Here is a 12,472-nt window from a genome sequence, read left to right as displayed (position 1 = left end):
ACCACCGGAATATATTCATCGAGTTGCCACTATTCCAATGGAAAAGTGTCTGTTTGCCCACCAACAGCACACATCGACGCACTTCCATCCCGCTCTGGGGATGAGTGGTCGCAGCGCGACACCCGTCCGACCTCGTACGCCACCCCGGCGCCGACGCGCCGCGCTGTCAGCTGCACCTAGCGCCGCGCGCGTCGCCGCCGTCCTGACCCAACGAAGTTGAGGACGGTGGTCGGCGAGCAGCGCGGCGGCGGCGACGCCGAGCGCGCGGATCGTCATCGGATGGCCCGGGCCGCGGTCGCGGTGGCGGTGGCTGCGGGGGTGCGCCCAGCCGGCGCAGGCAGCTGCGGCAGCGGGGTGGCCGGTGCCGGTGAGGGCGTGGGCGTAGAGGACGGCGGCGTCGAGAGCTTCGGCGGTGACCGCGTGGCCGCTCAGCTGCGCCAGCGCAGGCCGTAGCAGCGTGGCGACGTCGTGGAGACGGCCGGCGGCGGCCAGGTCCTCGGCCCGGTCGATGATCGCGCGCACCGGCTTGTCTGCTGGTGCTGCCGCACTGCCGTCGAGGGCAGCGGTGGCGGTGGTGCGGGTGCGCTGGTGTCCGGCACCCATGGTGGTCCTCTTCGTCAGGGCGGGGGTGTGGCAGGCTGCGACGGAGCGGGGACGCGCGGATCGCCGCCCGCCACCACGCCGGCGGTGCGCCCTTCGCGGCGCGGAGGGACGGTCGCCCTGACTGGCTGGGGGTCGTGCCTGGTCCATGGTGGCTGCGGCACCCGGCGTCAGACCTGTGAGCATCGCTGGTGGCCGGCCGGGTGGAGCACGGTGGCGGCCTCGCGTCGGCCGGGGCGCCGGGTCATCGGTTGGATGGCCACGCCGTCGGCCGGGCGCACCATGCCTCGGTCAGCGTGGTAGCCGGCCTGGGTGAGGAGGCGTTGCCCGGCGGGGAGGGTGAGAGTCCAGGACGGCAGATCGATGAGGTCGAGCCGGCAGCGCAGGTGTTCCATCAGCGCCCGGCCCCGGCCGGTCCGCTGGTGGGTGGGGCGCACAGCCAGGTAGACGAGGTGGTAGTGCGCCGTGGTCGGCTGCCGGCTGTCCATGATGTCGTCCAGGGCACGGAAGTGTTCGACGTGCGGGCCGGCGGCCGTGGCCAGGCGCGTGCTGTAGTCGGCCGGTGGTGGCACCGGCCCGTACTGGTGGAAGCAGACGGCCGCGGCGGTGAGGTCGCTGGTGACGTGCACGTCGCCGTAGAACAGGGCGTGCTCCACCCAGATGGCGGCGACATCGGCCAGGACCCGGCCGCGCTGCTCCTCGTCCGGGACCAGCCACGCGGCGAGGGCAGTGGGCTGCAGGGCTGCGGCGACCACGGCGGCGACAGCGTCTTTCTCCGCCCATCGGGCGCCCCGGATTCGATCCGTCACCTCATGCTCCTTGCTGCTGGTCGTCGTTCGTGCGGGCAGGGGTGGGCGGCGGCAGGGGACGGGGGAACCCGCCGCCGCCGGCCACGAGGGACCGGCCGCCGCCCCACCCCCTGGGCGCGGCGGCCGGCCGGCTGGGCACCGCGGGCGGGTCACGGCTGCGGCGGTGCTGGATGAGACGGAACTGCCGGTGCGGCGCGGTCGCGGCGGGTGCGTGGGGGTGCCAGCGGAGGCCGACGGCATGTGGCGTGCGGACGAGGGCGTGGTCGACCAGACGGAGCAGATGCGTCGGCGACTGCCAGTCAACGGCCGGCGGGGCATGCCCGTTCCCCCTTGTCCGGCGACGGTGCGTGGGGCCGCGTTCCCTGTGCGGATGCGCGCGAGCCTGATCCAGGGCCGCCGCCGGGGCTGTCTCGCTGGAGGCGCGGGGACGGCGGCGGTTCGCGGTAATCAGACAGGGAGCCGTGGGAGCTGCGCGCGATCGTTCCTGCCGGCATCGTCGGGCGGGCGGTGTCGCGCATCGCCGCGAGTTGCTTGGCCAGCCGTGCGGTGGCCGGGTCGTGGTGGGGCGTGAGGTTCAGCGCGGCGGCGGTGTGGCGCAGCAGGGAGGCGGCCTGTTCGAACTGGCCGGTGGCGTGCAGGGCGGCGCAGAGGTGCGCCTGGGCGGTGAGGGTGGGCAGCGCGGCTGGTCCTTCGGCGTGGCTGTGGTGGCGGGTCAGGTCGCTGTAGAGGTGGGTCGCGGTGGTGTGGTCGCCGGCGGTGGTGGTGGCGGCGGCGAGGACCGCGAGGGCGTCGCGGACCTCGGGGTGGGTGGGGTCGTCGTGCAGACGGGCCAGGCTGCGGTGGGCGAACGCGGCCCATTCCCGGGCGCCGAGGGCGCGGGCGGCGAGGGAGGTGTCGGCGAGCAGGGCGGCGGCGCGGGCGGTGATCAGGTCGGTGGTGGGCCGGTGCCGCAGCGGGTCGATGTGGTGCAGAGCGCCGCGTAGCAGCCGTACCGCCTGGCGGTAATCGCGGTGGTGGGCGTGGCGGCGTGCAGCGTGCAGGCGTTGGGCGATGTGGGTGTGTGGTGGGGCGGTGCGCCAGGTGACGCGCAGGTCGGTGAGGGTGGCGCCGACGGCGATGCGCAGGATCACCGCTCGGGCGTAGGAGGCGGCGTCGGCGGCCGAGCCCGGGGGGACCAGCCGGGGCGCGCGTCGCAGGACGACCGCGGCCACCGCGCGCGCCACCGCGTCGGCGGCGATCGGCTCCCGCCCGCACGGTGGGGTGCACAGGAACACCGGCGGCTCGGGGGCGCGGGTGATGGTCGCGAGCGGTGCGCTGCACAGTCCGCAGTGCAGCAGGCCGTAGGGCAGGGGCGCCTGGGGTGAGTACCGTGCCTCGGTCAGCCAGGCCCGGACCATGGTGGCGGGCAGCCCGTGTTCGCGGGCGACCTGGTCGACGACCGCGGTGAGGCGACCGGGTCCGGGACGGTCGTGTCCGGCGGTGACCTGCGCGATCACGTCGGCGATGAACGCTGGTGTCCGAGTGACGGTGAGACGGCGTGCGGTCATGACGCTCCCTGACGCGATGAACTGCCGGCGATAACGGGTGCAGGTGAGGTGATGCCGGCGGCATCACCGCGTTCGGTGCCGTGCTGGGTGCTGGAATGGGTGGCCGGCGGCAGCAGCGTGGTGCTGCCGCCGGCCTGGCCGACCGGCCGGGCCCTCATTCCGGCGTGGTCGTCCTGGCGGTGACAGGCCGGGGTGTAATCCGTCACCGCCGCCCGTGACGCTGGAGGTTGCCGATCCCCCAGCGGCACAACCAGGGCGGTCAGCCGGGTTTGCGGGCGTGCAGGCCGCGGCGTTCGACCGAGTGCAGCGCGACCCGGGGGTCGCCCATGAGCGTCTGAAAGCGGTCCATGCCCTCGGCATCGATGCCGAGGGCATGGAGGGTGGGTTGGGCGTGGGCGGCGATGCCGGCGAGGACACCGCAGCCGGGCCCGCCGCCGGTCCACGTCTCCGACACGACGGTCAGACACACCGAGTCCATGCCCTTGCCGTGGAGCAGCCCTTCGGCGTCGGCCGGCCACCGGCCCGTCCTGCCCGCAGCGAGGGTCGTGTAGTAGAGCCGCCGCACTACCGCATTGATCAGGTCTTCGTCGCCGGGTTCGGCGACGCAGTACACGCACGGCTCGGTGTCCGTGACGTCGGCGAGGACGAGCCACCCGCCCGGCCGCAGCCGCGTGAGCATCTGGTCGATCAGCCCGGCCGGGTCGGCCAGCCGGTGGAGCGGCCAGCGGGCGACCGCCAGGTCGAACGACGCCGCACCGCCGGGCAGCTCGCCGGGGTCGGCCGCCACGTCACGCTGGTAGACGTCCACCACGGCGGTCGGGCTGAGGTGGGTGGTGTCGTCGTCAACCGCGACGACACCACCGGTCGGCCCGACGGCGCGGGCGAGGTACGCGGTGACGTGGCCGGTCCCGGCGCCGATCTCCAGCACCCGCGAGCCGGGGTTGAGGTCGAGCCGGTTGATCTGCTGGATGATGGTCGGGTCGAGCAGTTCCCGCAGCGGTGCGGACATCCCGGCGGCGTGTGTGGTTGTCATCGTCGTCCCTCCAGTGTTCAGGCGCGGTCGGTGATACAGGGTTGGCCCGAGTGGATGACCCACACGGCCGCGTGGCGCGGCTCCAGGTACGGCGGCGAGGCCGCGACGGGCTCGCCTCCGGTCGGCGGCTCCCACCAGCGGCGGGCGGCGTGGGTGCGGGTGAGCAAAAGCAGGTACACCTGGGCGCGCCAGCCGGACGTGGTGAGCGTCGCGGCTTCGTAGGCGAGTACCTGCCCGCTTCGGGCATCCAGGATCAGCAGATGCCGGGTACGACCCCGCTCGGAGAACGCGGCGATGCCGACGCCGACCCGGCCGGCCCGGTCCGTCGTCGCGGGATGCGCGGTCAGGCCAGCGGTGTCGGCCAGAACGCGCGCCGCGAGGTGCCGCTGTGACCGGTCGGGGCTGTGCCACATCGCCAGTTCCGCCAGCACGTCCACCAGTGCCGACGGGTCGACCCGCTGCAGCACCTCGCTGCTCGCGTAGGCGTGCGTCAGGCGCGGAGCCCGGGCGCCCGCCGGGCTCCACCAGTCGAGGGCCACCTGCTGGCGGGGGTGGCGTACGGCCAGTTCCGCGCCGGAGTCGTCGGCGGCGTACCAGCGCACCACATCGCTGTCCTCCACACCGCCCGCGTCGTAGCGCCACAGGTGATGGCGCGTCACGGCGTACCTGCCGGTCGTCGCGTCGCACGCCTCGGCGGCGATACGCCCCGCCAGACCCAGCAGCACGGGACGCGCCGGGCCACCGGGACGCACCCGCACCCCCGCAGACCCGGGCGAGGTGCGGCGGTGCGGCGCCGGCGACGGCACCGCGCAGTCGTCCGCTGCCCCGGCGGACACGGTGGCCGGCAGGGCGGGCGGCACAGTGGTCACCGCGGCGACCGCGGCGACCGCGGCGACCGCGGCGATCAAGGTCGCCGCGGTCACGGCAGCGATGGACGGAGTCGGGATCATGGTGGTTGGTCAGCTGGCCGGGACGGTCGCGGTGATGCGCGGCACCAGGCGGGCGGTCTGGTCGATGACGGCCTGCTCGTGGGGCAGCATCGGTTCGGCGCCGTAGCCGGCGGTGATGCCGGCGTAGGGGTCGGTGAGGTCACCGTTGGCCCCGGTCAGGCCCTCGATGAACCCGACCAGGCACCACGGCGTGTACCACGGGCTGTAGCCGCCCTCGTGGACCGCGACGAGCCAGCCGCCGCACAGCCGCTCGGCCGCCCCGGTCAGCAGCCGGGCCATCTGCCGGTACGAGTCCGCGATCAGCGCCTGACACGACAGCGGATCCCAGTAGGCACCGTCGAAGCCCGTCGCGACGAGGATCAGCTCTGGCTGGAACCGGTGCAGCGCGGGAAGCACCACCGTGTTCATGGCGTAGAGGTAGGCGGCGTGACCGCTGCCCTTGGGCAGCGGAATGTTGAGGGTGTACCCCTCACCGAGGCCGGCGCCGTTCTCTTCCACCCAGCCGGAGTCGGGCGGGAAGCAGTTCGCCTCGTGCAGGGAGACGGCCAGCACGTTCGGGTCGTCGTAGAAGATGGACTGCGTGCCGTTGCCGTGGTGCGCGTCGATGTCGACGATCGCGATCCGGTTCAGTCCCAGCTCGGCCTGGGCGTGCCGCGCGGCGAGGGCCGCGTTGTTGAACGTGCAGAAGCCCATACCGGTGTCGGCGGTGGCGTGGTGGCCGGGCGGCCGGACCAGCGCGTACCCGTTGCTCACCACGCCGGAAGCGACGGCGGTGACGAGTTCGAGGACACCGCCGGCGGCCAGCCGGGCGATGTCGTAGCTGCCCCGACCCACCGGCGAGAATCCGTCCCCGGCGTCACCGCCCCGCACCTGCGCGCTCTCGTTCCGCACCCGCCGCACGTGCTCGTCGGTGTGCACCCGCAGCAACTCGCTGACCGTGGCAGACCGCGCCTCGACCCTGGTCATCCGGCCCAGCAGACCGGTGACGTCCAGCAGTTCGAAACAGCGGCGCTTGGTTGCGCCGCTCTCGACGTGCCCGTCGGGCTGGACGCCCGCCACCGGATCGGCGACCACCATCCCAGCAGCGGTACCGGTGTCGTGCCAGAAGCACAATGTATGGGCCATGAACCCTGTTGCCATCAGGTCTCCTCGATCAGTAGGTGGTGGCCATCAGGCCGGCGTCGTCGGCGGGTGGGCGAGGCCGCGGCGCCTTCCGGCCGCGAGCGGCGGCGGCCAGGTCCGTGATGAAGGCGTCGACCTGGCCGGGGGTGATGCCGGGCATGCAGATGAGGTGGCTGGTGTCGCCGTCGGCGGCCAGGAGCCACTTTCGGCGTACGTGCTCGGGTGGGGTGGGCAGGACGACGGTGAAGGCGTGCGGGTGCCGCCAGGCGGGCCAGCCGACAGCGTTGAGCCGCTCGACGGTGTAGGCAGCCAGCCGGCGGGCCTCGCTGGCCCGCCACCGGTGCCCCTCCCGTCCGTGAACGGCGATGGCATGCCACAACAGCGCAGCCGACAGGCCACAGCGGGAGCCGGTGATGGTGGTGTCCGCCGTGGCGGTGTACGCCACCCGGGGACCAGCGGGGCGCAGGTGGTCGCGGATGAGCACGATGCCGCACGGGATCGGTGTGCCGAAGAACTTGTGGCCGCTGATCGCGACGCTGCCGATGCCGCTGGCGTCATCGAGGGACAGCCGTCCGTCCAGCGCCAGGGGGATGCCGGACAGGGCCGCGTCGACGTGCAGATGCCCGCCTGCGTGGTGTGCGTCGAGGAGGTCGCGGATGCGGCTGGTGTCGTCGACCGCCTCGGTCATGGTGGTCCCGGCGGTCGCGACGACGATCGCCGGAAAGCGGCGCCGCCTGTGCAGCTGCTCGGCGAGGTGCGCGTAGTCCATCTCCCCATCAGGGCGCGCGTGGACCGGGATGCCGTGCGCGCCGAGCAGACGCACCACCTTGGCCACAGAGTAGTGGGCGGCGGCTGAGTAGTAGATCCGCGCCGTCGGTTTCCGCCGGTGCGCCGCGTGCAGGGCGGACAGGGTGCCTTCCGTGCCGCCCGTGGTGACGTAGCCCCACCGGTCGTCTGCGGGCATGGCGAGCAGGTCGGCTGTCCAGGTGATGACCGCGCGTTCCAGCGCCCGGGTGTGCGCGATTCCGCCCTCGTCGGCGGGGTCGCCGATGTTGTTCCACAGCCTGCCGCCGAGGCGGGTCATGACCTCCGTGTGGTCGAGGTCCACAGCGCCGGGGAACCCGATGCTCGTCGTCGCCGTGGCGTCGGCTTCGCGAACGAGGTGGTCCAGCACAGCCGTGATGTCGATCGGCGCGCGGCTCAGGTCCGCGGCGACGGCGAGGTTCAGCGTGTCGGTCATGCCAGCTGCCCGTGCAGGTGCGCGGTGAGGGTGTGGTGCAGGACGCTGAGGTTTCGCCACACCGCTCGGGTGGCGTCGTCGCCGTCCTCGGTGAGGTACTCGTGCCGGTTGTAGTAGGTGACGCGGTCCGGGTCGAGGGTGCGGTTGCAGCGGATGCCGTCGACGCCCAGGGGCGCGTGCGGGTCGCGGTCGATATGCATGGCGGTGCCGTCAGTCAGCAGCACGTACGCCTGGCCTTTGAGGTCGAAGACCGACAAGCGGTGCCCGGTGGCAGGCAGATCCCGCAGGGTGTGGGCGAGCTGGTACCAGCGGCCCTGGTCGGAGTCGAGAGTGCTGACACCGGCACCGACGTAGGCCGCGTGCTCCGGCAGGCTCATGTCCCCGCCGTTGACCATCGAGCCCTCGGGGCCGAGGGGATGCCACCGCCGCCCGGCCGAGGCGGCGCGGGCAATGTTGTCCCGGGCGACGCCGTCGAGGTCCGCCAGCAACCTCGGGAGGTCGTCGGAATCCGGTGAGGCCAGCCACAGCCGGTAGGCGGTGTGCAGCCGGTAGCCGTGCGGCTCGCCCGGCGCGTCGGCCACGAAGAACAACACCACCCCGTGCGGGCCGAGCGCCTCACGCCCACCGAACCGTTGATCGGCCTCGACCATATGACCGGTGTTGATCCGCTTGCACCGGTACGCGACCTGCTTACGCAGATCGGCCCAGCGGCGGACCTCCGGCGGCACCCTGTCATCGACGGACCCGTCCTCGTACGTCCAAGCCGACCCGGCCGGCGGCACAGGCTGCGCGGACGGAGGCTGGAGCGGGGGGACCACGGACTCCGGCGTTCGCGGGTAATCAGCTGGCGTACGCGCTGGCCCGTAGCCGGTCCCCGGCGGGTAGACGGCGGGCTCCGGCCGGTACGGCGGGTGTTCCATCGAAGCGGCGGGCGGTGCGGTCTGCGGGTGCTCCGGTCGCCGTCCGGCCTCGGCGTGCTCGACGCTGTAGTGCCTGCCTGGAGGGGGTATGGCCGCGTGGGTCATCATCGTCGCCCCTTGTCAGATGGAGACGCTGATCGCGTCGGGGACGGCGTGCGTGCTCGGGGTGCCACGGCCGATACCGGCGTAGACGTCCGGACGGGACCGCCGCAGACGTCCCGCCCACACCCCGCCGAGGACGGCGGTGGCGGCGAGGATCGTCGGCAGCAGGAACGGGTACAGCGACCCTGGCACGGCACCGAGTAGGGAGCCGACGTTGCCGACCATCAGAGCAAGCAGCACCAGCCCGCCCAGGACGCCCAGCGCGGGAGCGAGTCGCCACTCCCACACCCCCGGCCTCGGTCCGCGCACGCTGGCCGGTGCGGTCATCGCCGCCACCGATGCGGCCAGCAGCAGGCTCAGCAGGCCCATCGCACCCAGCGTCGAGAGCCAGGTGAACATCACCGCGATCGGGTCAGCGCCGACGAGCGCGAACGCGATCACCACCACCGAGGCGATTGCCGTCTGCGTCAATGAGCCGCCGCGCGGCGCGCTGACCCGGGTTGTGCTGCCCGTGCGCGCGAGCCCGGCGGGCAGGACGCCTTCGCGCGCCAGGGCGAACACATACCTGGCCACGACGTTGTGGAAGACGAGCTTCGAGGTGACGATCGCAAGGATCAGAACCAACTCCGCCAACGCAACCCACCAGCCACCAAGACGTTCCAGGACCGAGAACGGCAACCCCGCCGCCGGGTCGGCGGCCACCTCACCCACGGCGTCGGAGCCGACGGCCACGCCCATCGCCCACGCCCCGAGCGCATACACACCGCCGAGGACGAGCACCGCGCCGATCGTGGCCCGGCCCACCGACCGGCGGTCCACGGCCTCCTCCACCATCGAACCCGGGGCGTCCACACCCATCAACGCCGCCACACTGAACGCCACCGCCCCGCCGACACCGCCGACCGCCAGCCCCGACGCGTCGAAGCCCGCCCACGACAGCTCACCGCCGGCCGGCTGGCTTACACCGGCGAGGACGAACGCGGCGACGATCAGCAGCGACCCCGCCAGCACGGCCACCAGCACCCGGGTGGACAGCACGATCGCCCGAATACCGAACGCCCCGACCACCGCCACAGCGATGCCCGCCCACACCCACCACACACCGCCCAGCTGCCCGGCCAACGTGGCACCGAGCAAGCCGTACAGGCTGATCTGAATCGCGTTGTAGGCAACCAGGGCGACCAAACCGGCGGCAACGCCCCAGCCACGCCCCAGGCTGTTGGCGAGGATGCCGTAGTAGGCCGCCGGGTGTTCGAGCTGGCGGGCCATCGCCGTGTACCCGACGGCCAGCAACGCCACCACCCCGGCGACGAGCACGAACACCAGCGGCAACGCCGTCACTTGCGTAGTCGCGTACGTGGCGACGATGCCTCCGGCGAGCACCACCATCGGCGCCGACGCCGCCGCCCCGAACACCCACAACCCCGTCGGCGTCAACGTCCGCCGCGCGAGCGCCACCTGCATGTGCGCTGACCTCACCGCTGCCCCCGATCCACCACGTCCGGGCAGCCCGACCGGCGGCAGCCGTCCACCGGATGCCCGCTCACGTCGGCGGCGTTCGCCGCGACGAGATACACCGCCGCCGGCCGTACCGGGCCGCGACGCCAGTAGCCCTGGTCGCGGTCGAGCCGCCGCTGCGCGGTCTGCGCGTCCGGAGTGAAGCCGAACAGGTCGTGGCAGCCGCTCGCCCACTCCCGGCGGATCGCGTACCCCCAGACGAACTCGCGCGACGTCACAGCTCCCGCGTCCGTGACGGCGGCAACGGCAGGCGCAGCAGCGAGCCACGCCAACAGCCACCGGCCGGCATTCGGCCGTCGTTGCCGCATCGGGCAACGGGTCGTAGCAGCCAGCATGAGGAATGCCTCCTTGCATCGAGGGGAAAGGTGTATGCAAACGCCCCGCTGGCCGGCGGCCAGCAGCCGTGTATCCAGGTGCCGAAACGGCTGTCAGGTCGTGTCGACCCGACCGAGAAGCGGCGGTACCGCCGACGGCCCTGCGCCGGCAGAAGGCGCCGCGGCCTGGTGCAGCCGCACACGCCGGGGCAGGCCGTCACGCCGCACGCCACCACGGCCCGGCCGGTGCATCCGCCACAGCACCGGGCCACCGGACTCCAACAGCATCGGTGACCGCGGCAGGTAGCCGAGCTGGCTAAACAAGCTCTCGCGAGGTTCGCTGCCGCACACCTGCGTGTACGCCGGCAGCCCTTCGGCATCCACAACCCGGTGACAGCCCGCCAGCAACGCCCCCGCCGCCGCGCCCTGCCCAGGCCCGGCCGCGAACTGCGCCAGGTAGTGATGCGGCGTACGCGGCGCCACCGCGTGCAGCACCGCGAACCGCGCCGCGAACGGGCCGAGTAGCCCGCGCAGCTCACCCACCCACCCCGCACCGGCCAGCGGCGGCGGATCCGGCCGCGAGAACCACACCGCGACCGCGGCACGATCCTCGGTCGTGTCGACCCGGCCGTGCCGCACCGCATATATCAGCACGAACTCGGCATACCGATGCAGAGCCCTAGCGCGCACGGCCGCGTCAGGCACCAGCCACACACCCAAAGATCCAGCCCACAGATCGTGAGCCAACAGCGCGGCCAGCACAGGAACGTCGTCGCCGGTCGCGCACACCACCGCCTCACCTGGCACCTGCAACCCGAGCAGTCGAAGAGCAGAATCGCCACGTCCGACCGTCCGGTTGGGAACGGACTGCGAACCTCGCATCGTCAGCGGAGCGTCCATGTCGACCGTCTTCGCGGGCACGTTGTGTCGGGCCGCTGCCACCGTCATGACGGCCCCTCAGCTCGCAGCCTTCCGGCGGCAGCCGGGGTCTGCCGGGTCACGCCATCCAGAGCGACCAAGAGCTGGGGACTACCGGGAGTGGCAGCGCTGATGCTCATCGACGTTCTCCTTTTCAGAGTGAGGAGCTGCGGAAGGGGGAGGGATGACCGACACGGCCCGCAGACTTCGCATGCCGCCCGCGACCTGCGCCCGGATCACCATCGGATCGATCGGGGCGAAGACTCCGGGCTGGTACGCGGCGTCGGCAACACGCCCGGGATCACGTGCGCCTGCGGACGCCGTCGCCGCAGACCGGGCGAGGTGCGCACCTCAGTAGCCGGCCCGACGTCGACGCGGCGCCCGAGGTGCCGGCTACTGAGGCAACTCCGCCGTCACGTACGGTCGGCAGGACAATCAGTGCTGCCATAGACCGAACGGGAAGTTCCGCCAACGGATGCGTCCTCGCGGCGATGCCTCGTTTCGCAGCGCTTTCCAAATCCGTCACCTCTGCCCTGGTTCTGCTGGTAATCCAACGTGCTGCTGTCTTTCATGAATCGGCTGGCCGCCGTCAGAGGCCGTTCCACAGGCGGCGCAGCGAAGAGAACCACCGCACCGGCCGCACCACCGTCGAGACGCCCGATAGGTGGCCATCCCGGCTAGCCAGCCGATAGCCAGACTGACCAGGACGGCAATCGCCGATGGCAACACAGCGGCACCACCTGTCTGAGTGATCGTCAATACCGATCGGCAGTGGAACGCTCAAGCTGAACCATTAGTCATTCACGGAGATCATGCCCAGCAGAGGTAAATGCTGGGAATACCTACCTTCGGTCCGACTTGGCATACCGACCTACGGTCCGACCAGCACCTGGCCTGCACAAACAGTGGCGGACCGGCCCCTTGGCCCAGAGTCCACGGAGCGATGGTGGGGTTACAGTGAGCGCGCCCCGGCCGTCTGCACCGTCGACCGGGCTTGCGTAGTCCCTGGAGGCTGCCGGTGAATCGCCCTAGTCCGTATGTCCGCCGAAAATGGCTCGGACGTGAAATCCGCCGACTGCGGGAGGAACATGACGTAACAAGCGAGTCGATCGCCCGTGCGCTAGGGTTTCCGAGGCAACAGATCAGCGCGCTTGAAAACGGGCATCTCGGCCCTGACCAGGGCGGTTGCAAGTTCCGGGGTTGTGTGGCTGGTCGGGTTGTGACCGGTTGGGGTGTATAGCAGGGCAGGCACGGGCTTCGTGATCATTGTGGTGTCGAAGCCAGATGATCACGAGGTGGCCCGTGCCTGCTGCTGCATCTTCTCCCATCCCTGCTGTGCTGGTGAAGCTGGGGCCGTTGGACACCGGCCGGATCGCCGACCTGCGGCCTTACCTCGACT

Annotated in this window: 13 protein-coding genes; 2 read left to right on the top strand and 11 right to left on the bottom strand. The window is 72.0% G+C overall.

Annotated features, from left to right (window positions below):
* Window positions 1-15 precede the first annotated feature (15 nt).
* The 3 genes from C569_RS33440 to C569_RS31210 all read right to left on the bottom strand — a co-directional run bounded on the left by C569_RS33440 (window position 16) and on the right by C569_RS31210 (window position 2,956).
* Entirely contained in the window at window positions 16-603 is a 588-nt protein-coding gene (locus tag C569_RS33440) for a hypothetical protein (protein ID WP_155945631.1), read from the bottom strand.
* 167 nt (window positions 604-770) lie between these two features.
* Window positions 771-1,409, bottom strand: a complete 639-nt coding sequence (locus tag C569_RS31215) for a GNAT family N-acetyltransferase (protein WP_036347119.1) — start codon at window positions 1,407-1,409, stop codon at window positions 771-773.
* Window positions 1,410-1,708: 299 nt separating this feature from the next.
* The gene (locus C569_RS31210) at window positions 1,709-2,956 is read right to left on the bottom strand and encodes a hypothetical protein (RefSeq protein WP_018788879.1); all 1,248 of its coding nucleotides are present in this window, start codon (window positions 2,954-2,956) and stop codon (window positions 1,709-1,711) included.
* A 51-nt stretch (window positions 2,957-3,007) separates the two neighbouring features.
* Between C569_RS31210 and C569_RS34800 the strand changes: the two genes are divergently transcribed.
* A complete protein-coding gene (locus C569_RS34800; RefSeq protein ID WP_018788878.1) occupies window positions 3,008-3,139 on the top strand; it encodes a hypothetical protein in 132 nt (43 codons plus the stop codon).
* Between the two features lie 76 nt (window positions 3,140-3,215).
* Here C569_RS34800 and C569_RS31205 read toward each other — a convergent pair whose 3' ends face one another.
* From C569_RS31205 to C569_RS31200, 8 genes are all read right to left on the bottom strand, one after another.
* Complete coding sequence (locus C569_RS31205; protein ID WP_081636054.1) at window positions 3,216-3,989, bottom strand: methyltransferase domain-containing protein; 774 nt, start codon at window positions 3,987-3,989, stop codon at window positions 3,216-3,218.
* 17 nt (window positions 3,990-4,006) lie between these two features.
* On the bottom strand, window positions 4,007-4,912 hold the full coding sequence (locus C569_RS0127155) for a hypothetical protein (protein ID WP_036347116.1): 906 nt from the start codon (window positions 4,910-4,912) through the stop codon (window positions 4,007-4,009).
* Window positions 4,913-4,948: 36 nt separating this feature from the next.
* Window positions 4,949-6,079, bottom strand: a complete 1,131-nt coding sequence (locus C569_RS0127150; protein ID WP_026268704.1) for a class II histone deacetylase — start codon at window positions 6,077-6,079, stop codon at window positions 4,949-4,951.
* Window positions 6,080-6,092: 13 nt separating this feature from the next.
* On the bottom strand, window positions 6,093-7,301 hold the full coding sequence (locus C569_RS0127145; RefSeq protein ID WP_018788874.1) for a histidine decarboxylase: 1,209 nt from the start codon (window positions 7,299-7,301) through the stop codon (window positions 6,093-6,095).
* Window positions 7,298-8,029 (bottom strand): hypothetical protein, encoded by a 732-nt coding sequence (locus C569_RS0127140; RefSeq protein ID WP_018788873.1) that lies wholly within the window; start codon window positions 8,027-8,029, stop codon window positions 7,298-7,300. The genes C569_RS0127145 and C569_RS0127140 overlap by 4 nt, the downstream gene beginning before the upstream one ends.
* Before the next feature lie 312 nt (window positions 8,030-8,341).
* Window positions 8,342-9,787, bottom strand: a complete 1,446-nt coding sequence (locus tag C569_RS0127135; protein ID WP_018788872.1) for an APC family permease — start codon at window positions 9,785-9,787, stop codon at window positions 8,342-8,344.
* 11 nt (window positions 9,788-9,798) lie between these two features.
* Window positions 9,799-10,059 (bottom strand): hypothetical protein, encoded by a 261-nt coding sequence (locus tag C569_RS0127130; RefSeq protein WP_018788871.1) that lies wholly within the window; start codon window positions 10,057-10,059, stop codon window positions 9,799-9,801.
* 210 nt (window positions 10,060-10,269) lie between these two features.
* Entirely contained in the window at window positions 10,270-11,103 is an 834-nt protein-coding gene (locus tag C569_RS31200; RefSeq protein ID WP_231394910.1) for an N-acetyltransferase, read from the bottom strand.
* Window positions 11,104-12,091: 988 nt separating this feature from the next.
* Here C569_RS31200 and C569_RS32735 point away from each other — a divergent pair.
* A complete protein-coding gene (locus C569_RS32735; protein WP_231394909.1) occupies window positions 12,092-12,313 on the top strand; it encodes a helix-turn-helix transcriptional regulator in 222 nt (73 codons plus the stop codon).
* Window positions 12,314-12,472 lie beyond the last annotated feature (159 nt).

It is taken from the genome of Micromonospora sp. CNB394, from assembly GCF_000374985.1.
Taxonomy (GTDB): Bacteria; Actinomycetota; Actinomycetes; order Mycobacteriales; family Micromonosporaceae; genus Micromonospora; species Micromonospora marina.
The sequence above is the reverse complement of the archived record's forward strand: the minus strand, read 5'-3'. Positions and strand labels throughout refer to the sequence as shown.

Bases quoted from the DNA above. Each gene is read 5' to 3' on its own strand.
- C569_RS31200 (WP_231394910.1), bottom strand. From the start codon at position 11,103: ATGACGGTGGCAGCGGCCCGACACAACGTGCCCGCGAAGACGGTCGAC.
- C569_RS33440 (WP_155945631.1), bottom strand. From the start codon at position 603: ATGGGTGCCGGACACCAGCGCACCCGCACCACCGCCACCGCTGCCCTC.
- C569_RS31210 (WP_018788879.1), bottom strand. From the start codon at position 2,956: ATGACCGCACGCCGTCTCACCGTCACTCGGACACCAGCGTTCATCGCC.
- C569_RS0127145 (WP_018788874.1), bottom strand. From the start codon at position 7,301: ATGACCGACACGCTGAACCTCGCCGTCGCCGCGGACCTGAGCCGCGCG.
- C569_RS31205 (WP_081636054.1), bottom strand. From the start codon at position 3,989: ATGACAACCACACACGCCGCCGGGATGTCCGCACCGCTGCGGGAACTG.
- C569_RS0127150 (WP_026268704.1), bottom strand. From the start codon at position 6,079: ATGGCAACAGGGTTCATGGCCCATACATTGTGCTTCTGGCACGACACC.
- C569_RS0127135 (WP_018788872.1), bottom strand. From the start codon at position 9,787: ATGCAGGTGGCGCTCGCGCGGCGGACGTTGACGCCGACGGGGTTGTGG.
- C569_RS34800 (WP_018788878.1), top strand. From the start codon at position 3,008: ATGCCGGCGGCATCACCGCGTTCGGTGCCGTGCTGGGTGCTGGAATGG.